Origin of the sequence: Pseudonocardia thermophila (assembly GCF_900142365.1) — a bacterium.
GTDB classification, from domain to species: Bacteria; Actinomycetota; Actinomycetes; order Mycobacteriales; family Pseudonocardiaceae; genus Pseudonocardia; species Pseudonocardia thermophila.
Window position 1 is genome coordinate 25,840 of sequence record NZ_FRAP01000030.1, and the last position, 21,436, is coordinate 47,275.

The following is a 21,436-nucleotide window of genomic DNA, read 5'->3' on the forward strand; positions in this document are numbered from 1 at the left end:
CCACCCTCGATGGCCGCCACCGCCACCGCCACGATCTCCCGCGGCGCACTCGCTGCCGTGCTCGACGCCGCCGGACTGTGCGACTACGAGCTGTGCGACACCTACAGCGGCCGCGGCATGCACGGCGCGACCTGCTTCGGCGTGATCGTCGACCGCGAAGACCTTCCCCGCCTGTTCTCCGCGTTCGGCTACGCCACCGGCACCGCGCAGGCCGACGACGACCTGGCCACCGCAGCGAAGTGGGCCGAGCTGGCCGACGCCGCCGTCACGGACGAGATGGGCCGCTACCGGGTGATCGCGTACTTCCCTGGCTGGCAGGTCGAAGGATGAGCGAAGGACCGGGCTAGCCGCGCGGGTCGCGCACCTGTTGACCGCGATCCACCGCGCGCAGCGCACCTGCCGCAGCGGTGTCGCAGTCGACGTCGGCGACACCGGCACGACCGACGACCTGATCACCACCTCATCCAGAGACACCGATGACCACCACCGACAAGACCAGCAAGCTGCTGCACGGCCTCGACGGTTCGCAGCGGGGCGAGACGTGACCGCGCTGCTCATCACTGCCGCCGTGCTGGTCGCGTGGCCGCTGCTGGGGCTGCTCATCGCACTCGCGATTGCCCGACGCCTCGCCGCTGCATCCGCCACCCTGCCCGAGCCCCACACGGCTGTGGAGACACCCTGATGACCACCACCACCGACACCACCGTTGACGCCGGGCCTGAGCGGTCCCTGCAGGACAGCCACCACCGCTACAACGTGCTCGGCGACCTGATCGGTGTGCTGCTCGACCAGGCCGGTATCGCTGTCACCGTGCACACCGGCCCCAGCCGGGTCGGGTTGCCCACCTACGGCCTCGCGCGACTCGCCGAAGTGCTCGACCTTGCTGGTCTGATCGACGACACCCGCGCGGTCGAGCTGGTCGAGCGGCTGGAGCAGTCGTGACCACCGACGACGCGGCACCTGTGGCCGTGGCTGCGCTCCCCGAAGATCCCTCCGCTCCCCGAGGAGACCCTGAGATGAGTCGACCTGTCGTGCTCAGCTGCAAGACCGACCCCGAGCACCGCGTGCAGGCCATGTACTACGACGGCGGCAGCACGTGCAGGGCTGCGATGGTGCAGTGGGCTCGCGCGCTCGGGTTCGCAGCCGAGCGCGAGCGGGGCAAGGTCGTGATCGTGGTGGATCGGCAGCGCCGCGAGGACGTGGTGATCCACCCCGGCTACTGGCTGGTGATCGACCGCACCAAGCCGCGTCGGCGGCAGCAGGCGCAGTCGTGGGACGCGTACGAGCTGTCCCACCATTTCGCCCGCGAGGGGGTGGCTGCGTGAAGGTCGCCGGCCTTGACCTCAGCCTCACCTCGACCGGTATCGCGGTCATCCGGGACCGTCCGCGCAGCACGAGCGGGCTGGACCAGATGATCGTCACCACTCACCGGGTCATCAGTGTGGCCCCGAAGCTGCCGCGCGGCGCCAAGCCCACGATCCGGCAGCGGCGCGACCGCATCGCCAGAGTGGTGAGCGAGATCGCCGAGTGCGTGTTGCCCGGGCTCGACCTCGCCGTGATCGAGGGCCCGTCCTACGGGTCTTTCGGTGGTCAGGCGTGGGATCGGGCGTGGCTGTGGGGCGCGGTCGTGGAGCGCATGATCGGTAACGGCGTGTCGGTGGCGATCGTGCAGCCTGCGACGCGCGCGCTGTGGGCGACCGGCTCGGGTTCGTCGTCGAAGTCACCGATCGCGGTGCACATGTCGCGGATGTGGCCGCAGGTCGACCCGGGTGTTTCCGACGACGAATGGGACGGGCTGGCGCTCGCGTCGATGGGTGCGCAGCACCTCGGGATGATCCCGTGCGAGCTGGCCCGGCATCGGCAGCAGCTGGACAAGGTGTCGTGGCCGGACTTCCCCGCTGGTGTGGAGCTGGCGTCGTGAGCCGGCTGTTCGAGCACTTCGGTGACCCCGACGCGAACCGCGGCGCCGGGGCCGCCGAGATGGGCTGGGAGCGCCGCGCTCGCCGCGCCGACGCCCGCCGCCAAGCCCATGCCCCGGACGGTGAGACGTGATGCCCCACGACCTACGCGTCACCGTCGCCCGCCCCTCACCGAGAGGAGAGCTCCACCATGAGTGACCCCGGAATCACCCCCGAGCGCCACGAGCACCGGGTCGTGCACCTACGCGTCGCCTACACCCTGTGGGGAGCCGTCACCGACCCCACCGCACTGGCCGAGCTGATCACCCGCGGGATCGGACCCGCGAAGCGCTACGGGTGCGGACTGCTGGTCGTCGCCAGCACGGACAGGAGCCTGCGATGACCGCATCAACTAGTCTCATCCACCACCTCGCCGGCGAGCCTGATCCGGTCGCGTCCATGGCGAAGCTCCTCACCGACACCCCCGGCGTGTGCACGATCTGCGCACGCCGCGTACCCCGCACCGCTGACGCCGGGAAAGCGCTCGGCACGAACTTCGCCGACCGCTCCATGTACCGCGCCACCACCAGCCTGGTGTGCCCTGCATGTCTGTGGTGCTGCTCGGGGAAACCGCCGGCCACGCTGCGCATGTGGACCGTGGTCGCGGTCCCCGGCCAGACCCTGCCGGCATCGAACCCGAAGGCGTGGCTGCAGGACACCCCCGGCCTGTACCTCGGGGCGCGCGGCGACACCACCGGCGCGCTCGTCGATTCCATCCTGACCGCCCCACCCGCGGGACCGTGGCATGTGTCGGTCGCCGTGTCCGGGCAGAAGCACGTCGTCCCGTACTCCGACATCAACTGCGGCGGTGGCCGGTGGGCGGTGCGTGTGGAGACCGTGACCGTGACCGGTACCCCCGACGAGTGGGTCCACGTCCGTGGTCACGCGCTGGCACTGAGACGTCTCGGTGTCCCCGCCGCCGACGTCCTCACCGGCACCCCCCGCTACCTCAAGACCCCCGCCGACCTGGCGGCGTGGCGATCCCACTCGCACCAGCTGGTCCCGTGGCTGGGGTCACCGATGCTCAGCCTCGCTCTGTGGACCATCACGAAAGGAGCCCTCGATGACCACCCCGACTGCTGAGCTCGACCGGGCCACCGTCGACCTGATCTTCGCGCTGCGTGACTCGCTCACCGACGACGGACCATCCCGGATGGATTTCTGGTCCGGTGGTCGTGCCGCGGCGGCGATCGCCACGGCCGCGGCCGGCGCCGAGTCGGCCGCCCAGGCGATCACCACCGCCGCGCGGAAGCTGCAGATCCCGCAGATCGCCACCCGTCACGCCGCCACCGTCCGCCGCGTCGCCGACGTCATCGACAGCGACTACCAGGCGTGGGGAGGAAGTCAACTTGGAGGACCCTGTCATGGGCGAATTCATCGAGCCTGTGGACGCGCCCCTGATGCACGCTGAACCGCTGGACGAGGCCACCCAGCGTCGTGCCGCGTTGAACCTGGCGTGGCGGCTGCAGCGCCGCCCTGGCGACACCAGCCTCGAGGACGTGTTGACCGTGCTGCAGGCGCTCGGGCTCGCCCCGTACGAGAAGGTCGAGACGGTATTCAACCCGTCCACCGGGTCGACCGCGTCCGAGCTGCTGCGCCGCGAGCGTGCCGCCCGGCAGCGGGAGCAGCGGCGCCTGCTCCGCGAGCAGCAGGCGCAGGTGTCGTGACCATCCCGCGGATCCTGGTCACCGGTAGCCGCTATTGGCCATGGCACCAGGCCCACATCATCCTGTCGGTGCTGCAGAAGGCCGTGACGGACCTGCAGCGCGACCCCGACCAGCCGGTCACCCTCGTGCACGGCGCCGCCCGCGGCGTCGACACCATCGCCGCCCGCTGGTGGGCGCGACAGGGGTGGCCGGTCGATCCGCACCCCGCCGACTGGCGCCGCTACGGCCCGTCGGCGGGGCACCGCCGCAACGCGTCGATGGTCGCTCTCGGTGCCGACCTGTGTCTGGCTTTCCCACGCGGTCGCAGCCCCGGCACTCGCGGCTGCATCGAGCTGGCCCGCCGCGCCGGCATCCCCGTGATCCGTCACCGAAGGACAGCTGTGATCACCGAGCACATGTACATCTGGGGAGCGGGTATCACGTTCGTGGTGCTCGCTCCCGCGTTCACCGCCGCCCTGATGAGGTGGCTCGGCGCGCGCGGTCCCGCCGAGGCCGCCACGTTGACGTTCATCGGCGTGGGCTTCGCCGCCGCCGCGGCCACGTTTTGGCCGGTCACTGTGCCGTGCCTCGCGGTGTGGCTGGCCGCGTTCGCCGGGTGGTGGCTCTGGCAGCGCCGCGTCCGGGGGAGGACCGATGCTCGCTGACTGGCACATCCTCGACGCCCTACGTAGCCGCCGGGTCGTCGTCGACCCGGTGGAGCCCGACCAGGTCCAGCCCGCCAGCATCGATCTGCGCCTGGACGACCGGTTCGCGCAGCTACGCGGCGGCGCGGACGCGATTGACCCTGCCTGCGACAACGTGGGCGTGTTCCGCACCTTCCAGGTGCAGGCTGGGTCGTGCCACGTGATGCAGCCCGGGGAATGCCTGTTGGCGTCCACTCTGGAGCGGGTCGAGCTGGCGGATGACGTGGTGGGCCGTGTGGAGGGCAAGTCCAGCCTTGGCCGCCTGTTCCTGCTGGTGCACGCGACCGCCGGTTTCATCGACCCGGGGTTCAGCGGCCACATCACCCTGGAGTTGGTCAATGTGTCGCCGCGGCCGTGGCGGCTGTGGCCCGGGATGCGGATCGCTCAGTTGTCGCTGCAGCAGATGTCGGCGCCCGCAGCAGCGCCGTATGGGTCGGCCGAGGTGGGGTCGCATTACCAGCACCAGCCGCGCGGGCCGGTGCTGTCGCGGGTGCACCAGCGGTTCACTGCGGTGCCGCCGGCGCTCATCGCGGAGATGAGGGAGGCCGGGTGATGCGCCGCGTGGTGCTGCTCGCCGCCGCCGTGGTGGCGCTCGCGGGGTGCGGTGCGGCTCCGTGGCGCTGGAGGCGCCGGTCGCTGCGTCCACGTCGACCGGCACGACCGCTGCTGCCGCGCTGGCAGCGCTGCCGGTCAAGGGCCGCGCCCCGAAGACCGGGTACAGCCGAGCCCAGTTCGGGGCCCGCTGGGCCGACGTCGACCGCAACGGCTGCGACCAGCGCAACGATGTCCTGCGCCGTGACTTGGACCGGACGGTGCTGCGCGGCCGCTGCACCGTGGTGGCTGGTCTGCTGCGGTCGCTGTACACCGGCCGGATCGTGGAGTTCCGCCGCGGCCCTGACACCAGCGACGATGTGCAGATCGACCACGTGGTGGCGCTGTCCAACGCGTGGCAGACCGGGGCGCAGCAGCTGTCGCCGGCGGAGCGAGAGCAGCTGGCCAACGACCCGCTCAACCTGGTCGCCGTCGAGGGTGAGGTCAACCGGTCCAAGGGTGACGGCGACGCCGCGACGTGGCTGCCGCCGCTGCAGGCTGCGCGCTGCGGTTATGTGGCGCGGCAGGTCGCGGTGAAGACCCGCTACCGGTTGTGGGTGACACCGCCGGAGCGGGACGCGATCGCTCGTGTGCTCGGCACTTGCCCGGATCAGGAGCTGCCGATGTGAGCTGTCGGTTCCTGGCTGTTGCGCTGTCGGCCCCGCTGCCCGCGAGCAGGGTAGCGGGGCCGTGGTGTGTGTGTGTGTGTGGGTGTCGAGGCGTGGTGGGCGGGGTGGCCGGTGGTAGAACAGGGGCCAGCGGCGGACAGGCGCGCTAGACAGAAACGGACAACTTCGGATACCCTGGGGGCAGGTTGGCCGGGGGTGAGCCACCACCCCCGGCCACTCGACCGCCACCCCTGAGACACCTAGGACGGCCGATGACAACAGCGTACGACACCACCACGACGGCACCCGGGTTTCCAGTCGCCCGCGAGACACGAGCAACCGTCGTCGACCTCACCGGCGTCGACCTGGACGTCTTCGACGCCCTCCGCGACCTGCCCTACACCGTCGCCACCCACATCGTCACCACCGACGACGACCCCGCCCCTTGCGAGGGCGACACCTGCACCCCCGACGAACCGCTCGACGCCGAATACCTCATCCACTGGCGCACCCACGAAAGCCGCCGCACCTACCAGCTCCCCGTGTGCCGCGGATGCCTGCTCATCGAGGTGCGCAAGCTGCACACCCGCCCCGACACCGACACCGCCACCCTCTGCGTCGACCTGCCCCTGCCGGCGGTGACCGCATGAACACCACCCCCGCGGCCGGCACCGTCATCCGGCACCGCCTCCAGACCACCTACTACCTCGACGGCGGCGCCGCCGTGCTCGTGCGCCGCGCCTACCTCGGCGGCGGTGCCGACGTGATCTGGTCCAGCCCCACCGGCGGCCAGACCCTGCTGCACCACTGCACCACCCGCGACGAGGCCGAACTGCTCGGCGCCGCCTACGCCGCCACGTGCCCCGACCTGACCAGCGAGTTCACCGGTTCAACCACGGAGGTCTGACCACCCCATGTACGAGCCCGAGCCCGATGAGGTCACCGCTTTCTTCGACGCGCCGCCGGTCACCAACCCGCCGATCGACCTCGCCGAGTGGCGCGCCCGCGCCGACCGTGAGTTCCCGCAGTGGCGCATCTGGGCCGCCGAGGACTCCCGCCGCCCGGGTGGTGAGGCCGCATGACCACGCCCACGCTGCCGCGCCGCGACCAGGCCCGCCGTGCTCGGCGCGTACTCGCCGGGCTGCACCCGTCCATCCCCGTGCGCGAGGTCGACGGGCTGCAGCTCGGCACCTGCCGTGGCGACCTGCACGCCCACCACGACGCACCACCGGCCGCCGTCGCGGCCATCCGCTGCGACCTCAACGGCCGCCGAATCGCGTCCTGCGCTCACTGCCTGGTCACCACCGCCCACCGCTGCGCTCGCGCCACCGCCGGAGCGATCCACGTCGAGCTACCGCCGCTGCCGCACCGACGAGCAGCAGGAGAGCAGGACATCCCCGCGAGCGATCAGCTGGTGGGCGAGTGACCGCCGACTACCGCGTCGCTGAAGACCTCGGCGCGATCTACCGCGCCACACCCGACCAGCTCGGCCACATCGTCTACGTCGCCGGTGCCGGCTACACCGCCGACGACCTGCCGCCACTCATCGCCTTCCTGCAAGAGGCGCTGCGCGCCCACAAGGAAGCCGCCGCACGAGGAGACACCCAGTGACCGCCACCGACGAGCAGCCGCGGCTCGACCACGACGCCCGCTGCGCCAGCTGGGACAGCGACGACCCGGCCGTGTGCGACTGCCGCGACGACGACGGCCACACCCGCTGGTACGAGGGCCCGTGGGTGGCCTACGACACCGAGACCACCGGCGTGGAGGTCGCCACCGACCGCATCGTCACCGCCACCCTGATCCGCTACACCCCCGGCCAGCAGCTCGCCGTGACCGAATGGCTTGCCGACCCCGGCGTGGAGATCCCCGAAGAGGCCACCGCGGTGCACCACATCACCACCGAGCACGCCCGCACCCACGGCCGCCCCGCCCGCGAGGTGATCGCCGAGATCGCCGACGCGCTCGAGCGAGCGTGGACTCGCACCGTGCCACTGATCGCCTACAACGGCACTTTCGACCTGGACATCACCGACAACGAGATGCGCCGCCACCTGCGCCGCCCCTTGCAGGTGCTCGGCCCCGTGATCGACCCGCTGATCCTGGACAAACACGTCGACCGCTACCGCCGCGGCTCCCGCAAGCTCGTCGACGTCGCCCGCCACTACCGCGTCCAGCTCGGCGGCGACGCCCACGACGCTGCCGCTGACGCGCTCGGCGCGGCCCGCGTGATGTGGCGCATCGCCCGCACCTACCCGGAGATCGGGCAGATGACGCTGCAGCAGCTGCACAACGCGCAGGCGCGGTGGTACGCCGAGCAGCAGCGCTCGTTCGCCCAGTTCCTGCGCGACAAGATCGTCCCCGGTATCGACGACGACACCGAACGGCAGCAGGTCCTCGACCGCGCCGACACCATCGACGCCCACGCCGACGGCTGGCCGCTGCGAGGTGTCGCATGACCCGCGACGTCGAGCTGCGGCCCGGTGACCGTGTCGGTGACGCCGTCTACGTCGGCACCTGGCCCGCCAGCACACCCGAGTGGCACGAGGCCCGCCGCACCACGATCAACGGCAGCGAGGTCGCGCCGATCCTCGGGATCAGCCCCTACGAGTCGCCCTTCTCGCTGTGGCACCGCAAGGTCGGGCTGGTCGGCGACATCGAGCAGACCCCGGAGATGTACTGGGGCAGCCTGCACGAGGCCACCATCCGGGAGGAGTTCAACCGCCGCCACAACCGCCAGTTCCGGCCACTCGGGCTGTTCCGCCACCACCAGCGCACCTGGCAGGGCGGCGGCCCGGACGGCATCGACGGCGACGAGATCCTGGAGATCAAGTTCGCCGTGCGCGGTGACGCGTGGGGCCCGGACGGCACCGACGAGATCCCCGTGCACTACCGGGCGCAGGTGCTGTGGTACCTGGACGTCTTCGGGTTCCAGCGCTGCCACGTCGTCGCCCTGATCGCCGGCTACGACTACCGCGAATACCTGATCGAGGCCAGCCCCGACGAGGTCGCGTTCATGCGGGCCAAGGCCCGCGAATTCCTGGACAGCGTCGAGGCGGGGATCCGGCCCCCGATCGACGGCCACGAGGCCACCTACCAGACCGTGCGGGAGCTACACCCGGACATCGACCCCGTGCAGGTCGAGCTGCCCGACCACATCGCCGAGCCGTACCTGCAGGCGCTCGCCGCGCACCGCGACGCAGAAGCCGAGCGGCGCCGCTGCACCGCCTTGGTGCTCGACGCCATGGGCCGCGCCCGCGACGCCTTCTACGCCGGGCAGTTGATCGCTCGCCGCCAAGCCAAGTCACACGACGGCGCCGTGCCGTACCTCGTCGCCGCGCGCGGCGTCGTCGACCGATTCAGCGCCACCCCGAAAGGAACTGCAGCATGACCGCACAGAGCGTGACCGACGCGCACAGCAAGGCCGTCGCCCAACGCGACAGCGGCGGGCCACGCGCCCTGGTCGCTCAGTACCGGTCCGATTTCGCCGCCGTCCTGCCGTCCCACATCAACACCGACTCCTGGGTGCGGGTCACCCAGGGCGCGCTGAAGAAGGGCCGCATGTACGGCCGCACCGGCAAGACCGAGCTGGAAGTGGCCGCGCAGAACAACCCCGCCCAGTTCCTCGCCACCCTGCTCGACGCCGCCCGGCTCGGGCTGGAACCGGGCACCGAGCAGTACTACCTCACCCCGCGCAAGGGCCGCGGCGGCCAGCTGGAGATCCTGGGCATCGTCGGCTACCAGGGAATCATCGAGCTGATGTACCGGGCCGGCGCGATCGCGTCCGTGGTCGCCGAGGTCGTGTACAGCGGCGACAACTTCCAGTACCGGCCCGGCGTCGACGAGCGCCCCATCCACGAGATCGACTGGGACGCCGAGCACCGCGGCGACCTGCGCCTGGTCTACGCGTACGCGATCATGAAGGACGGTGCGACCAGCAAGGTGGTCGTGCTCAACCGCAACCACATCGCCCGGATCAAGAAGACCGCGCAGGGCGCCGACAGCGAGTACTCGCCGTGGAACACCCACCCGGAGGCGATGTGGCTGAAGTCCGCGGTGCGGCAGCTGGCGAAATGGGTGCCCACCTCCGCGGAGTACCGCAACGTGGTCGCCCGCGCCGAGCGCGAGGCCGGCCAGCACGAGCCTGAACTCAGCGGCAACGGTGTGCCCGCCGAGTTCGCCCCGCCCATCGACGTGTCCGACCTGCCCGTGGTCGGTGAGGACTTTGTGGACGGCGAAGTCGTCGACGAGCCCGACTGGCCCGGGGAGGAGGGCGACGAATGACCACACCGCCACAGCTCACCCTGCGCGAGCGGCAGGTGCTCACCATTGCCGCCCGCGGCCTCACCACCCGCGAGATCGCCGACCGGCTCCATCTTGGCTTCGACACCACCAAGGACCTGCTGCGCTCCGCCTACCGCAAGCTCGGGGTGCGCCGCCGCCTGCCCGCGATCAACACCGCCCGCCACCTCGGGCTGCTGCTCACCAGCGAGCGTGACCTGGACGCGCAGCCGCCCCGCTGGCCCGCCGGTGCCGCCAACGCTCGCATCGACCCGATCGACCTGCACCTGATCGTGAAGCGCTGGCACGGCCGCGCCCCCGCTGCGCTCATCGGCGAGCTGCGGCACCTGATCGACCGCGCCACCGCGCACCCGCAGCGGAGGGCCGCGTCATGACCGCCGTGCCCGTGCACGCGCCCGCGCAGAGACAGATGTACTGCAACATCTACGGCAAGGTCGCCTACCCGAGCAGGGAGCTGGCCGAGGCCAAGCTGCGCTACTTCCAGGAGCTGGCCCGCGAGCGCCGCTTCCGCAAGTACCCGCGGCAGGTGTACCGCTGCCCCGCGTGCTGGCTGTGGCACCTCAGCAGCCAGTCCCGCCGCCAATGGCTCACCTGGCACCGGCGCCGCAACCGCCCCCACTGATCAACCGCCACCCCCTATCCACCACCCCGGAGATCCCTACCGCCATGCCCCGCCTCGACCCCGCCCGATTCGCCGCCACCTCCACGGCGCTGATGGCCGCGCACGACACCGCGATCGCCGCCGGAGGCCCGCGATGAGCACCCGCCACGCCCACCCGCACACCGGTGACCTGTGGGCCGACGAGCACGGCAACGCGATCACCATCAGCCAGGTCAGCTACCGCCGCCGCTGGGCCAACATCCACATCACCGGTTGGGTCAAGCGGGTCCAGCTGCCTTTCCCCGCCACCTGGACCCTCACCCGCCCCAAGCAGCCACCCCAGGTCACCGACCGCTCCGGCTGCCCCGCCGAGCGTCACGGCGACAGCACCGCCTACCGGCACGCCGGATGCCGCTGCCGGGACGCTCTCTACGACCACTGGCTCGCGTCCCACAAATGCCCCTTCCGGCCAGAGCAGCGTCGCAACTTCGTGCCCGCGATCGGCACGCAGCGGCGGCTGCGCGCGCTCGCCCGTATCGGCTGGACCACCTCCGCCATCGCCGACCGGGCCGGGATGCCACCGGCAAGGGTCGGGGCGTGGCAGTCGGGCCGCCACCGACAGATCAGCCGCGCGAGCGCTGCCCGCATCGCCGAGGTGTACGAGAAGCTGTCCGGCACCCCCGGCCCGTCCCGGCGCGTCCGCGAGTACGCCGCCCGGCACGGCTGGGTCGCGCCGCTGATGTGGGAAGACCTCGACATCGACAACCCCGAGGTGCAGCCGCACCGCGACGCCCCCGACCCACACCCCCACGCCAAGATCATCGAGGAGGATCTGCGGCACCTGCTCGGCTACGGCATGACCGTCGAGCGGGTCGCCCAGCACCTCGGCGTGCAGGCCCCGTCGCTGCGCACCTACCTGTACCGCAACCGCCACCAGCTGCAGATCCCGGACCGACTGCTGGAGGTGGCCTGATGGACCCGGTCGAGCGCGCCCAGACTTATGCCGCGATCTTCATCAAGGCTGGTGCGCGGTGGCCCGCCTACGTGCCCGTCGACGCCACCGTGCACCGGGACGTCGTCGAGATCGGCGGCGTGATCATGCAGCCCACCGTCGACGGCGGATGGCGGCTGACCACCCGTGACGGCCTCAGCTGGACCGTGCGCCCCCGCGATCAGCAGGGGGTCGCGTCATGAGCGACACGCAACCCCGCACCCCGGCCGGCCGGATCTGTCGCCACTGCTGGTGGCGGCGCGCAACCCCGGGGTTCGACCGGTGCGCCCCCTGTTTCTTCCTGCCCGAGCACAACCGCCCCAACTGGAAGTGGCGGCACCTCATCGACATCGACGAGGTCAACGCCGCCGACACCAGCAACAACGACCACCGTAGGAGAGCTGCATGACCCTCACCCGCCACCCGCATCCGAGGCGCCGCCTCGACGACGCCGACGTGCGCGCCATCCGTGAGATGCGCGCCGCTGGTAAGGCGCTCGCTGACATCGCCGCTCGCTACAACATCTCCCTCGGTTACGTCAGCGACCTGGTGAACGGGCGTGCCCGGCAGCGAGCCGGTGGCCCCATCGTCACCGAGCGGATCTACGCGCGGAGGGCCGCGTGATGGCTGGGGAGCCTCAGGTCACCATCGTCGGCAACCTGACGGCCGACCCGGAGCTGCGGTTCACCACCACTGGTGCTGCTGTCGCGAGTTTCACCGTCGCGTCCACCCCGCGCACTCTCGACCGCGAGACGGGGGAGTGGCGGGACGGCGACCCGTTGTTCATGCGCTGCAACATTTGGCGGCAGCCTGCCGAGCATGTCGCTGAGAGCCTGACCAAGGGCATGCGTGTGATCGTGACCGGGCGGCTGCGGCAGCGGTCCTTCGAGACCCGCGAGGGGGAGAAGCGCACCGTCGTGGAGCTGGAGGTTGACGAGGTGGGCCCCAGCTTGCGGTACGCCACCGCCACGGTTGCCAAGGCCGCCGGTAGCAGCGGCGGTGCGGGTCGGTCCGGCGGCAGCGCTGATGGCCCGTGGGGCGCGTCGTCGGCGGCGCCTGCCGGCTATGACGATCCGCCGTTCTGATCTGCCCTGACCGTCGGTGCGGGCCCGCGTGAGCTGTGGGCCCGCACATCCATATGTCCCCGCATCTCACAACTTAAGGCCATCGAGAAGGAGGCCGAGCAGTGACACACGCTCCCCGCCTTGTCACCAGCTCGACCGGGAAGGTCGGTGCGCGATGAGGATCCGTACGTTCAAGCCTGAGTTCTGGCACGACGAGAAGATCGGGGCGTTGCACCCGTTCGCGCGGTTGTTGTTCTTGGCCACGTGGAGCGCGGCCGACGACGAGGGGTTGGTGCGGTGGTCGCCGGAGCATTTGAAGTCGATCGCGTTCGCCTACGACGACGACATCAGCGTTGAGGATGTGTCCGGGTTGATGGACCAGCTGCAGCAGCTGGGGTTGGTGTTCGTGTACCGGGCTGGGGTGGCGCGGCAGTTGATCGGCTACATCGTGCGGTTTCGGCGGCATCAGCGGATCAATCGGCCGACGCCGGGTCGGTTGACGCCGCCGCCGTTGGGTGATCCGGCGGTGGTGCGGATGTATGCCGAGCGGGACGGTTGGCTGTGTCACTTGTGTGGGGAGGAGATTCCGCGGGAGCCGTTGGAGGGTGTGGTGGATGGGGTGCCGTTGGAGCACCTGAACTTGGTTGTGGATCGGATCGTGCCGCGGTCGAGCAAGGGGAGTGATTACCCGACGAACGTCGCTGTTGCTCACGCTGCGTGTTCGTTGGCGCGTCGTGGGCGGGCGGTGGAGGAGTTCCGGCAGCCGGCGTCGGTGGCCACTGCTGTCGCCCGTTTGGCGTACGGCGTGAGTGAGTCAGTGAGTGACTCACTGAGTGGTTCCGTGAGCGACTCAGTGAGTGAGTCAGTGAGTGACTCACGGAGCGACTCACTGAGCGAAGTTCAGCAGAGCGTGACAACCCCTCCAAATCGCTTTACGGAGCGTGACAATTCCTCAGTGAGCGACTCAGTGAGCGACTCACGGAGCGACTCACTGCGGGAAAGGAAAGGAAGGGAAGGGAAGGGAGTATGTGTGTCAGTTCCGAAGGAAGCTTCAGTCGCGCGCGGGGCAAGTTCGGACAACACATACATACCGAGCGACTGGCTCCCCACGGACCGTCACCGTCAGTTGGCAACCCAGCGGGGCCTCGACGCCGACCGCGAAGCACGTCGCTTCCGCGCCTACGCCAAGGCCAAGGGCCGCGTGATCGCCGACCCCGACGCGGCTTTCGAGCTGTGGCTGCTCGACACCCAGCCCCGCCGCCCGCTGCGCGCCGTGCCTGATCCGGCGCCCTCGTCGCTGCCGGAGGTGGGGCCGGACACCCCGGACGAGCAGGTGCAGCTGACCCGCGAGCAGATCGACGACCTGCTGGGGCTGGAAGAGCCTCCGCCGCCGCCTGCCGAGGTGGCCGCCGGTGGGTTGGACGCGATCCGGGAGTGGTGGGCGGAGGAGTCCGGCCGCTGGCACGCCGACCGGCACGCTCGGGCGGTGGCGGTGCTGCGGAAGCGCGCTGCGGCGCGCGTCGTGGCCACCTGACCCCCCCGGGGGTCGGCCCCTTTCGGGTGGGGCGGCCCCGCCGCCGCGTTGCCCGTCGCTCGCGAGCGGCGAGAGGCGCCCCACCCAAGCACCCCCCAAAAACCAGCCTAGCTTCGCCGTAGACGCGCCCAACCCGTCACCCGCGGGTGGAATGGCGCTACCCCCACCGAAGCGGCCGTCACAGAGCGAATCAGAGCCGAAACGGAGCCACCCGGTGACCGCCACCCCACACCCCAACCAACTCCAACCACCCCACGACCTCACCGCCGAAGAAGCCCTCCTCGGCGCCTGCCTCGCCAGCCCCACCGCCCTCGACACCGCCGCCGAACACCTCAACCCCGACGACTTCTACCGACCCGCCCACGCCGAGCTCTACGCCGCCATGCTCCGCATGCGCGACAACGGCACCGAAGTCGACCCCGTCACCGTCGCCCGCCACCTCGGCGACCGCCTCCCCAAACTCGGCCACAACGGCCTCACCGGCGCCGCATGGCTCGCCGACCTCCTCCACAACACCCCCGTCGCCGCCAACGCCGGCTACTACGCCGAAATCGTCGCCGACAAAGCCATCCGCCGCCGCCTCCTCGCCGCCGGCCAACGCACCCAACAACTCGCCTACACCGACCCCGACAGCGACCCCGCCGACATCGTCGAACGCGCCCGCCAAACCCTCGACGAAGTCGCCCAACACGCCCGCACCGGCAACACCGCCCTCGACGCCATCCAACTCGCCGACCTCGCCCTACAGCGCTACGCCAGCGACGAAGAACCCGCCCTACCCACCGGCTGGCCCGAACTCGACCGCATGATGACCGGCGGCCTCCGCCCCGGCACCGTCACCATCGTCGGCGCCCGCCCCGCCACCGGCAAAAGCGTCGTCGCCTGCAACCTCCTACTCGCCGCCGCCCTCGCCGGCCACCACGCACTCATGGTCAGCCTCGAAATGACCCAAGCCGAACTCACCGACCGCATCCTCGCCAACCTCGCCGGCGTCGAACTCACCCGACTCCTCCGCCGCCGCCTCAACCACCACGACTGGGACGCCGTCCACCGCGCCGCCAGCCACCTCCGCGAACTCCCCCTCGCCGTATGCGACGACCCCTACCTCAGCGTCGCCCAAATCCGCGCCCACGCCCGCGACCACGCCCGCAACCCCCTCGGCCTCGGCCTACTCGTGATCGACTACCTCGGACTGATCAAACCCGCCGAAACCCGCAACACCACCCGCCAAGAACAAGTCGCCGCCATCAGCCGCGGCCTCAAACTCCTCGCCAAAGAACTCCACGTACCCGTCGTCGCCCTCCACCAACTCAACCGCAACCCCGAACAACGCACCGACCGCCGCCCCAGCCTCGCCGACCTGCGCGAATCCGGCGCCATCGAACAAGACGCCGACAACGTGTGGCTGCTCCACCGCACACCCGACGACGAAAACCGCCGCTACGAAATCGAGATCATCATCGCCAAACAGCGGCAAGGCCAAACCGGATCCGTCTACCTACCCTGGCTGCCCCACTACGCCCGCATCGGCGACCAACCACACCCCCACGCCGGGGCCACCCCCACACCAACAGGGAGCGGCCGATACCACCCGCACGCCAAGATTCGCTAGTCTCTCGCGAGAAACAAGCAACCCGCGCGGCCGCTCCCCACCACGCCGCCACACCCCTCGGAGGAACCACACCCCGGAATGCCCACCACCACCACGCCGACCACGTCTGCGAGGTGCCCCTACGACCCCGTGACCCACCACCGCCGCTGCCCCGCCGAACGGTTCCCCACCCTCGACGCCGCGAAAACCGCCGCCGTCACCCGCCGCGCCCGCGCCGTCCTCTCCGGCAGCCCCCGCCACCCCGTCGAGGCCTACCCCTGCCCCCACTGCGGCGGCGCACACCTACGCCGCACCCACCGAACCAAGGCGGTGGCCGCATGACCAACCCCAACAACCTGCAGGTCACCTACTACCCAACCGCCGACCTGCGCCTCTACCACCGCAACCCACGCGTCGGCAACACCAGCCGCATCGCCGAATCCCTCACCGTCAACGGCCAATACAAACCCGTCGTCGTCAACCGCGGCACCCACACCGGCCGACCCAACGAAGTCCTCGCCGGCAACCACACCCTCAAAGCCGCGCGAGACCTCGGCTGGGAAACCCTGGCCGCCGTCACCGTCGACGTCGACGACGACCAAGCCGCCCGCATCGTCGCCGCCGACAACCGCACCAGCGACCTCGGCAGCTACGACAACCGGCTCCTCCTCGAACTCCTCACCGACCTCCCCAACCTCGACGGCACCGGCTACGACCCCGGCGACCTCGACGCGCTCGAAGCGCTCCTCGACGCCGACGTCGAAGCCCAGGACGAGGTCCCCCTCAACGACCCCGATGACTCCCCCGACACGCCTGCCGAGCCGTACTGCAAGACCGGCGACCTGTGGGTGCTGGGATCACACCGGCTGGCCGTCGGCGACTCCACCGACCCCGGCGTGTGGGACCTCCTGCTCAACGGCGACAAGGCCGACATGGTGTGGACCGACCCGCCCTACGGGGTGAGCTACGTCGGGAAGACCGCGGACGCGTTGACCATCGAGAACGACTCCCTCGACGCCGACAGCCTCCGTGACTTCCTCCGCGCCGCCCTCGGTCTGGCATCAACGCACACCCGACCCGGCGGCTGCTGGTACGTGGCGAGCCCACCCGGCGAGCTGTCCCTGGTGTTCGGCGGTGTTCTCGTCGAGCTGGAGGTGCTCCGGCAGACGCTGATCTGGGTGAAGGACCAGTTCGTGATGGGGCGATCCGACTACCACTACCGCCACGAACTCGTGTTCTACGGCTGGGTCCCCGGGGCCGCTCACCATGCCGTCCTCGACCGCACCCAGGACACCGTGCATGAATACCCACGGCCGAAGCGGTCGAAGGAACACCCCACGATGAAGCCGGTCGCGCTGATCGCCCGCCACATCACGAACTCCACGGACCGCAACCAGCTCGTCGTCGACCCGTTCGGCGGGTCCGGGTCAACCCTGATCGCCGCGCACGACGCTGGCCGGCGAGCAGCCGTCATCGAGATCGACCCGAAGTATGCCGACGTCATCTGCCGCCGCTACCAGGAACACACCGGCCAGCTGCCCACGCGGGACGGCCAGCCCCACGACTTCACCGAGGCCGCCGAGTGACCGCGGCCGACGGTGCGCCGAAGCCGCGGCGTAAAGCGAATAGGGGCGCCACCGATCAGACCAGCCCCGCCGCGATCGAACGCTGGGAGCGCGACCTCAAGTGCGTGGAGCTCCGCAAGGCCGGAGCCACCTGGCAGGCCATCGCCGACCAGCTGGGCTACGCAAACCGCGGCAACGCCTACCGCGCCTTCCAGGCTGTCATGAAGGAGTACCCGCGCGAGGACGTCGAAACGTGGCGGAACATCATCTCCGACCGCTACGACGCCATGATCCGGGCGCTGTGGCCGGATGTGCTGCGCGGGAAGTTGCTCGCTGTCGACCGGGTGTCGCGCATCCTGGAGGCACAGGCGAAGCTGCACGGCGCGAACCGGCCGGAGAAGATCGAGATCACGCCGGGGGAGACGGATCTCGACACCGCGTTGCGGGAGCTGGAAGAGCAGATCCGTCGGCGCGCTGCCCGCGACGGCTCGCCGGTGCCGCAGGAGTAGCGGGTGCCGCCGAGGATCGACACGCTCGCCCGTAAGTACGCCGCCAGCCTGCCGCCGGAGCAGGTGGCCGAGCTGGTGACGCGGATCCGGGCGCAGGCGGCGCGGTTGCGGATCGTGAACGACTATCCGACGCCGCTCGACTTGGCGTGCCATTTCGACCACCGCATGGTGCGCACCGACGCGCTGGAGTTGGTGTCGCGGCGGGTCGTGGAGACCGCCACCACGCGGGACGGGCGGCTGGTGCTGTCCATCCCGCCTCAGGAGGGGAAGTCCACCCTGCTGCGCTGGGCGGTGATGTGGCTGCTCGCGGACAACCCGGACCGGCGGATCGCGTGGGCTTCCTACGCGGCCAGTCTGGCGCGCACCTCGGGCCGTGTTGTGCGGTCGCTGGTCGAAACGTATGGGCCGCAGATCGGGCTCACGGTCGACCAGTCCCACGCCGATGCGTCGGACTGGCAGCTGGCTGGCCACCTCGGCGGAATGCGCGCGGTCGGCGTGGGATCTGGCCTGACTGGTATGCCAGCCGACGCACTTTTCGTGGACGACCCGATCAAAGACCAGCAGGCCGCTGACAGCGACACCATCCGCACCGCGCTGCACGAGTGGTGGTCCGCGGTGGCGTTGACCCGTCTCGCCCCGGGCGCCCCGGTCATCGTCATCCAAACGAGGTGGCACCCCGACGACCTCGCCGGCCGTCTCGAGGCCGAGGGCTGGCCCACGGTCAACGTCCCCGCCCTGGCGGACGGCCACACCCCCGACGCGCTCGGCCGCCGGCCCGGCACCTGGCTGGTGTCCGCGCGGGGCCGCACGGTCGCCGACTGGGAAGCCAAGCGCGCCGCGGTGGGGGAACGCACTTTCGCCGCGCTGTACCAGGGGCGGCCCGCGCCGCTGGAAGGTGGCGTTTTCAAGTCGGCCTGGTTCGATCTGTGGCGCGTCGACGAACCGCCGCCCGGCTGCCTACCCCCGGTCGTGGTGGTCGACCCCGCCGACAACCCCGGCAGCGGTGACGAGGCCGGCATCGTGGTCGGCTGCCGCCACCCCGGAACCGGCAAGGGGTACCTGATCGACGATCTGTCCGGCGCCATGACGGTCGGCCGGTGGGCGCGGCTCGCCCTGCTGACGTGCGTGCGGTACGGGGCGCCGACGCTGGCGTACGAGAAGTCCCTGTCGCAGCTGCACACCCGGCTGCGGGAAGCGTGGGCCACCCTGCACCAGCAGGCGGTCGCGCTGCACCGCGCCGGCGGTGACCCCGACGCCGCGCTAGCGCGGCTGTCCCGCCCGGACGATCCGCCCGAGGTCGCCGACCGTTTACGCGGCGAACTTTCCGAGGTCGAGCCGCACGTCGACGACGTTCTGGGGTTCGGCGAGACCGGGCCCCGGCTGAAAGAGCTGATCGCGCGCGGCAGCAAGCAGGCCCGCATGCTGCTGGTCGCGCCGGCGTGGGAGACCGGCCGGATGGTGATGGTCGGCCGGCACAAGGTGCTGGAGCACCAGGCGTCCACGTGGCAAGAGGGGCAGGACTCCCCGGACCGCGTCGACGCCATGGTCCACCTCGCCGCCCTGCTCACCGGCACCGCCGGCGTGGCCACTCTCGGCCGCGCCGACGAGCGCATCCCCACCACTTCCACCGGCCGCGGCACGGCCAGTGGTGGTCGCGCCCGTGCGCGCGCAGCAGCAGTGCCACGAATCGGGAGGTCGACACGTCGATGACCCGTCCGCGGAGCGTCGGTGACCTGCAAGGCCCGGCGCAGGTGCCGCACCAGGTGCGGCAGATCACGATCACCGTGGAGCAGTTGCCCGGCGGGCGGTGGAAGTTCACCATGCCCCAAGCACCCGGATGGGCCGCTGCGGCGTCCACGCCGGGCGAGGTGACCGCCACGATTCGGCGCGCCTTCACCGAAGCGCAGGTCGCGGCCTACTGCAGCTGGCGCGGCCACATCTACGACGACCCGTCGGCGGTGCAGCACCGCCGGCACCGGCCGGCGGCACGGTCGCGGCGCCGCTGCGACGTGTATGACGCCACCGAGTGGCTGATGACCACCGACGGGAAATGGATCTCCCCGAAGGGGCTGCGATACCCGGAGCGCACGCAGGTGGTGCAGCGGGTGATGGCGCAGCGGGTCGCGATGGGGCTGCCGCCACGCCCCGACCCCGTATCCAGCAAGTTCGTACGGCCCCGTACCCGCGTGGTGTCCCGCGCCGACTGGTCCGGTGCGCTCGGCCGGGTCGAACCAGGCCACCCCGTGCGGCTCGCGCCCACGTCGGGAACGGAAGTGAAGGAGCGGCGCACCGCATGAGCCACACCGTCCCCGTGCGCATGATGACCCCGATCTCGGAGATCAAGATCGGGGAGCGGGACCGCGCCGACCTGGGTGACCTGCGCGAGCTGGCGGAGTCGATCCGCAAGGTCGGCATGCTGCACCCGATCGTGATCACCGGTGACTGGCGGCTGGTCGCCGGCGGTCGACGTTTGGCGGCGGCGAGGGATGTGCTCGGCTGGACTGAGGTGCCGGTCACGATCGTGGACATCCACACCGCCCGGGACGTGCTGCAGGCGGAGTGGGACGAGAACACGTGCCGCAAGCCGCTCACGCCGGTCGAGGCGGAGCGGGCGCAGGTGCGGCGCGCGAATCTGCTGGTCGAGGACGCCATCCGGCGCCGGAACGAGGCGTTGTCGCGTGGCCGAGCCACGCAGGCCGCTCGAGCTGCGGCTGGCTCAGGTGGCGCCAAGTTGGCGGATCAGCAGCCACAGCCGCAGCTGCCGGAACAGGCGCCGCGGGTGCCGTCGCGGTCGTCGATGGAAACCCGCAAGATCGCCGCCGCCGGCACCGGCTACTCCGCCACCACCCTCGCGAAGATCACCAGCATCCGCACTGCTGCCGAGGGGGTCATCCGGGTCGGCGACCAACGGCTCCCCGCCCCTGAGCCCGTCCGTGCCGCCGCTCGGCGAGCGCTCGCCGACGTCGAGACCGGCACCCCGGTCGACCGCGCCTACCGGCAGGTGGCGCAGGTGATCGACCAGCACATCGAGCCGGACGAAGGGCAGCTGCGGGCGCGCCGGTTGAAGGCGTGGCGGGACGCGCTCGGTGGTGCCCGCATGTTGCGGGAGTTCGACATGCGCGTGCTGCCTGAGCTGCTGTCGGAGCAGGACTGGGCTGCCGCGTCGGTGCTGATGGATCAGCTCGCCGAGCAGGTGGACCGGTTCCGGCAGCTACGACCGGCGGTGAACCCGACGTGACCCCGGACGAGTACCGCACGGTGGCGATCGCGTCCTGGCTGGTCGCGGCGATCTTCGTCGGCCTGTTCGTCGGCCACCCGGACCTACCAGGGGCGATCGCGGCGGTGGTGGCGTGCGCGGGCTGCGGCGCCGCCACATACGAGTGGCTGCGGGCGGAGCAGGAGAACCGAGGACGGTGGTGGTAGTGACGCCGGTCGTGGGGCGCTGGTACCCGGCGCAGGTGGTGCTGGACGGGCAGGTGTGGCGCAAGCGGTATGTGCTGCTCGCCAAGGGTGGGCCCGAGGATGGGCTGTGGGTGTATCAGCGGCCGGACGACGTGCAGCTGCACGCCGCGGTCAACTGGGGCGCCACCCGCCCACCCCGGAGCGAGCGAGCGGCGCGGGCCGGGTTCGAGGTGCACCTGGCCGACGGCCGGCTGGTGGTGGTCACCGCCGGCGGCTCGTGCCGGTGCGGGTCGCTGGGGCGCTGGGCGGGGCCGTCGTGGGCGCGGTCGGTGGCGGTGGTGTCTTGACGGGCTCGTGCGGGCTGCACACG

At 70.9% G+C, this 21,436-nt stretch carries 37 protein-coding genes; all 37 read left to right on the forward strand.

Translation table 11 applies throughout. The features are described 5' to 3' along the window. The first annotated feature begins 9 nt into the window (after positions 1-9). On the forward strand, positions 10-330 hold the full coding sequence (locus BUE41_RS28185; protein WP_073460388.1) for a hypothetical protein: 321 nt from the start codon (positions 10-12) through the stop codon (positions 328-330). A 37-nt stretch (positions 331-367) separates the two neighbouring features. Next, the gene (locus tag BUE41_RS30545) at positions 368-682 is read left to right on the forward strand and encodes a hypothetical protein (protein ID WP_143172421.1); all 315 of its coding nucleotides are present in this window, start codon (positions 368-370) and stop codon (positions 680-682) included. Beyond that, the gene (locus BUE41_RS28190; RefSeq protein ID WP_073460389.1) at positions 682-942 is read left to right on the forward strand and encodes a hypothetical protein; all 261 of its coding nucleotides are present in this window, start codon (positions 682-684) and stop codon (positions 940-942) included. The genes BUE41_RS30545 and BUE41_RS28190 overlap by 1 nt, the downstream gene beginning before the upstream one ends. A 74-nt stretch (positions 943-1,016) precedes the next feature. Then, positions 1,017-1,325, forward strand: a complete 309-nt coding sequence (locus BUE41_RS28195; protein WP_143172422.1) for a hypothetical protein — start codon at positions 1,017-1,019, stop codon at positions 1,323-1,325. After that, entirely contained in the window at positions 1,322-1,921 is a 600-nt protein-coding gene (locus BUE41_RS28200; RefSeq protein WP_073460391.1) for a hypothetical protein, read from the forward strand. Before BUE41_RS28195 ends, BUE41_RS28200 begins: the two co-directional genes overlap by 4 nt. Beyond that, complete coding sequence (locus BUE41_RS32570; RefSeq protein ID WP_268794565.1) at positions 1,918-2,052, forward strand: hypothetical protein; 135 nt, start codon at positions 1,918-1,920, stop codon at positions 2,050-2,052. The genes BUE41_RS28200 and BUE41_RS32570 overlap by 4 nt, the downstream gene beginning before the upstream one ends. Before the next feature lie 57 nt (positions 2,053-2,109). Beyond that, positions 2,110-2,301 (forward strand): type I-E CRISPR-associated protein Cas6/Cse3/CasE, encoded by a 192-nt coding sequence (locus tag BUE41_RS28205; RefSeq protein ID WP_073460392.1) that lies wholly within the window; start codon positions 2,110-2,112, stop codon positions 2,299-2,301. Next, on the forward strand, positions 2,298-3,041 hold the full coding sequence (locus BUE41_RS28210; RefSeq protein WP_143172423.1) for a hypothetical protein: 744 nt from the start codon (positions 2,298-2,300) through the stop codon (positions 3,039-3,041). The genes BUE41_RS28205 and BUE41_RS28210 overlap by 4 nt, the downstream gene beginning before the upstream one ends. Next, positions 3,022-3,369 (forward strand): hypothetical protein, encoded by a 348-nt coding sequence (locus BUE41_RS28215; RefSeq protein ID WP_073460394.1) that lies wholly within the window; start codon positions 3,022-3,024, stop codon positions 3,367-3,369. Before BUE41_RS28210 ends, BUE41_RS28215 begins: the two co-directional genes overlap by 20 nt. Continuing rightward, positions 3,359-3,625, forward strand: coding sequence for a hypothetical protein (locus BUE41_RS28220; RefSeq protein ID WP_143172424.1), 267 nt, complete (start codon positions 3,359-3,361; stop codon positions 3,623-3,625). The genes BUE41_RS28215 and BUE41_RS28220 overlap by 11 nt, the downstream gene beginning before the upstream one ends. After that, positions 3,622-4,269 (forward strand): DUF2493 domain-containing protein, encoded by a 648-nt coding sequence (locus BUE41_RS28225; protein WP_073460396.1) that lies wholly within the window; start codon positions 3,622-3,624, stop codon positions 4,267-4,269. The genes BUE41_RS28220 and BUE41_RS28225 overlap by 4 nt, the downstream gene beginning before the upstream one ends. Then, positions 4,259-4,861: a dCTP deaminase gene (dcd, locus tag BUE41_RS28230; RefSeq protein WP_073460397.1), complete on the forward strand. Its 603-nt coding sequence runs from the start codon at positions 4,259-4,261 to the stop codon at positions 4,859-4,861. The genes BUE41_RS28225 and dcd overlap by 11 nt, the downstream gene beginning before the upstream one ends. Before the next feature lie 61 nt (positions 4,862-4,922). Continuing rightward, on the forward strand, positions 4,923-5,528 hold the full coding sequence (locus tag BUE41_RS28235) for an HNH endonuclease family protein (RefSeq protein ID WP_073460434.1): 606 nt from the start codon (positions 4,923-4,925) through the stop codon (positions 5,526-5,528). Positions 5,529-5,779: 251 nt separating this feature from the next. Next, positions 5,780-6,157 carry a hypothetical protein gene (locus tag BUE41_RS28240; RefSeq protein ID WP_073460398.1) on the forward strand — a complete coding sequence of 126 codons (378 nt, stop codon included), beginning with the start codon at positions 5,780-5,782 and terminating at the stop codon, positions 6,155-6,157. After that, positions 6,154-6,414: a hypothetical protein gene (locus tag BUE41_RS28245; RefSeq protein ID WP_073460399.1), complete on the forward strand. Its 261-nt coding sequence runs from the start codon at positions 6,154-6,156 to the stop codon at positions 6,412-6,414. Before BUE41_RS28240 ends, BUE41_RS28245 begins: the two co-directional genes overlap by 4 nt. 7 nt (positions 6,415-6,421) lie before the next feature. Further along, a complete protein-coding gene (locus BUE41_RS30965) occupies positions 6,422-6,589 on the forward strand; it encodes a hypothetical protein (RefSeq protein ID WP_159444984.1) in 168 nt (55 codons plus the stop codon). After that, on the forward strand, positions 6,586-6,933 hold the full coding sequence (locus BUE41_RS28250) for a hypothetical protein (RefSeq protein ID WP_073460400.1): 348 nt from the start codon (positions 6,586-6,588) through the stop codon (positions 6,931-6,933). Before BUE41_RS30965 ends, BUE41_RS28250 begins: the two co-directional genes overlap by 4 nt. Continuing rightward, positions 6,930-7,118: a hypothetical protein gene (locus tag BUE41_RS28255; protein ID WP_073460401.1), complete on the forward strand. Its 189-nt coding sequence runs from the start codon at positions 6,930-6,932 to the stop codon at positions 7,116-7,118. Before BUE41_RS28250 ends, BUE41_RS28255 begins: the two co-directional genes overlap by 4 nt. Then, positions 7,115-7,966, forward strand: coding sequence for an exonuclease domain-containing protein (locus BUE41_RS28260; protein WP_234997636.1), 852 nt, complete (start codon positions 7,115-7,117; stop codon positions 7,964-7,966). Before BUE41_RS28255 ends, BUE41_RS28260 begins: the two co-directional genes overlap by 4 nt. Beyond that, complete coding sequence (locus BUE41_RS28265) at positions 7,963-8,898, forward strand: YqaJ viral recombinase family nuclease (protein WP_073460402.1); 936 nt, start codon at positions 7,963-7,965, stop codon at positions 8,896-8,898. The genes BUE41_RS28260 and BUE41_RS28265 overlap by 4 nt, the downstream gene beginning before the upstream one ends. Further along, positions 8,895-9,791 (forward strand): recombinase RecT, encoded by an 897-nt coding sequence (locus BUE41_RS28270; RefSeq protein WP_073460403.1) that lies wholly within the window; start codon positions 8,895-8,897, stop codon positions 9,789-9,791. Before BUE41_RS28265 ends, BUE41_RS28270 begins: the two co-directional genes overlap by 4 nt. Continuing rightward, positions 9,788-10,183: a helix-turn-helix domain-containing protein gene (locus BUE41_RS28275; RefSeq protein ID WP_073460404.1), complete on the forward strand. Its 396-nt coding sequence runs from the start codon at positions 9,788-9,790 to the stop codon at positions 10,181-10,183. The genes BUE41_RS28270 and BUE41_RS28275 overlap by 4 nt, the downstream gene beginning before the upstream one ends. Continuing rightward, positions 10,180-10,431: a hypothetical protein gene (locus tag BUE41_RS28280; protein WP_073460405.1), complete on the forward strand. Its 252-nt coding sequence runs from the start codon at positions 10,180-10,182 to the stop codon at positions 10,429-10,431. Before BUE41_RS28275 ends, BUE41_RS28280 begins: the two co-directional genes overlap by 4 nt. A 133-nt stretch (positions 10,432-10,564) precedes the next feature. Next, a complete protein-coding gene (locus tag BUE41_RS28285; protein WP_073460406.1) occupies positions 10,565-11,383 on the forward strand; it encodes a helix-turn-helix domain-containing protein in 819 nt (272 codons plus the stop codon). Then, a complete protein-coding gene (locus BUE41_RS28290) occupies positions 11,383-11,604 on the forward strand; it encodes a hypothetical protein (protein ID WP_073460407.1) in 222 nt (73 codons plus the stop codon). Before BUE41_RS28285 ends, BUE41_RS28290 begins: the two co-directional genes overlap by 1 nt. Beyond that, positions 11,601-11,810 carry a hypothetical protein gene (locus BUE41_RS30550; RefSeq protein WP_143172426.1) on the forward strand — a complete coding sequence of 70 codons (210 nt, stop codon included), beginning with the start codon at positions 11,601-11,603 and terminating at the stop codon, positions 11,808-11,810. Before BUE41_RS28290 ends, BUE41_RS30550 begins: the two co-directional genes overlap by 4 nt. Further along, on the forward strand, positions 11,807-12,025 hold the full coding sequence (locus tag BUE41_RS28295; protein ID WP_073460408.1) for a helix-turn-helix domain-containing protein: 219 nt from the start codon (positions 11,807-11,809) through the stop codon (positions 12,023-12,025). Before BUE41_RS30550 ends, BUE41_RS28295 begins: the two co-directional genes overlap by 4 nt. Then, entirely contained in the window at positions 12,025-12,486 is a 462-nt protein-coding gene (locus tag BUE41_RS28300; protein ID WP_073460436.1) for a single-stranded DNA-binding protein, read from the forward strand. The genes BUE41_RS28295 and BUE41_RS28300 overlap by 1 nt, the downstream gene beginning before the upstream one ends. Positions 12,487-13,591: 1,105 nt before the next feature. Beyond that, on the forward strand, positions 13,592-13,999 hold the full coding sequence (locus BUE41_RS30555) for a hypothetical protein (protein ID WP_143172427.1): 408 nt from the start codon (positions 13,592-13,594) through the stop codon (positions 13,997-13,999). Positions 14,000-14,213: 214 nt separating this feature from the next. Beyond that, entirely contained in the window at positions 14,214-15,611 is a 1,398-nt protein-coding gene (locus BUE41_RS28310; protein ID WP_073460410.1) for a replicative DNA helicase, read from the forward strand. A gap of 317 nt (positions 15,612-15,928) precedes the next feature. Continuing rightward, positions 15,929-17,176: a DNA methyltransferase gene (locus BUE41_RS28315; protein WP_073460411.1), complete on the forward strand. Its 1,248-nt coding sequence runs from the start codon at positions 15,929-15,931 to the stop codon at positions 17,174-17,176. Continuing rightward, the gene (locus tag BUE41_RS28320) at positions 17,173-17,664 is read left to right on the forward strand and encodes a hypothetical protein (RefSeq protein ID WP_073460412.1); all 492 of its coding nucleotides are present in this window, start codon (positions 17,173-17,175) and stop codon (positions 17,662-17,664) included. The genes BUE41_RS28315 and BUE41_RS28320 overlap by 4 nt, the downstream gene beginning before the upstream one ends. 3 nt (positions 17,665-17,667) lie before the next feature. Continuing rightward, a complete protein-coding gene (locus BUE41_RS28325; protein WP_073460413.1) occupies positions 17,668-19,374 on the forward strand; it encodes a terminase large subunit domain-containing protein in 1,707 nt (568 codons plus the stop codon). Further along, entirely contained in the window at positions 19,371-19,961 is a 591-nt protein-coding gene (locus tag BUE41_RS30970) for a hypothetical protein (protein ID WP_073460414.1), read from the forward strand. The genes BUE41_RS28325 and BUE41_RS30970 overlap by 4 nt, the downstream gene beginning before the upstream one ends. Then, positions 19,958-20,902, forward strand: a complete 945-nt coding sequence (locus tag BUE41_RS28335; RefSeq protein WP_073460415.1) for a ParB N-terminal domain-containing protein — start codon at positions 19,958-19,960, stop codon at positions 20,900-20,902. The genes BUE41_RS30970 and BUE41_RS28335 overlap by 4 nt, the downstream gene beginning before the upstream one ends. Beyond that, a complete protein-coding gene (locus tag BUE41_RS28340; protein ID WP_073460416.1) occupies positions 20,899-21,087 on the forward strand; it encodes a hypothetical protein in 189 nt (62 codons plus the stop codon). Before BUE41_RS28335 ends, BUE41_RS28340 begins: the two co-directional genes overlap by 4 nt. Then, positions 21,087-21,413, forward strand: a complete 327-nt coding sequence (locus BUE41_RS28345) for a hypothetical protein (protein ID WP_073460417.1) — start codon at positions 21,087-21,089, stop codon at positions 21,411-21,413. Before BUE41_RS28340 ends, BUE41_RS28345 begins: the two co-directional genes overlap by 1 nt. Positions 21,414-21,436 lie beyond the last annotated feature (23 nt).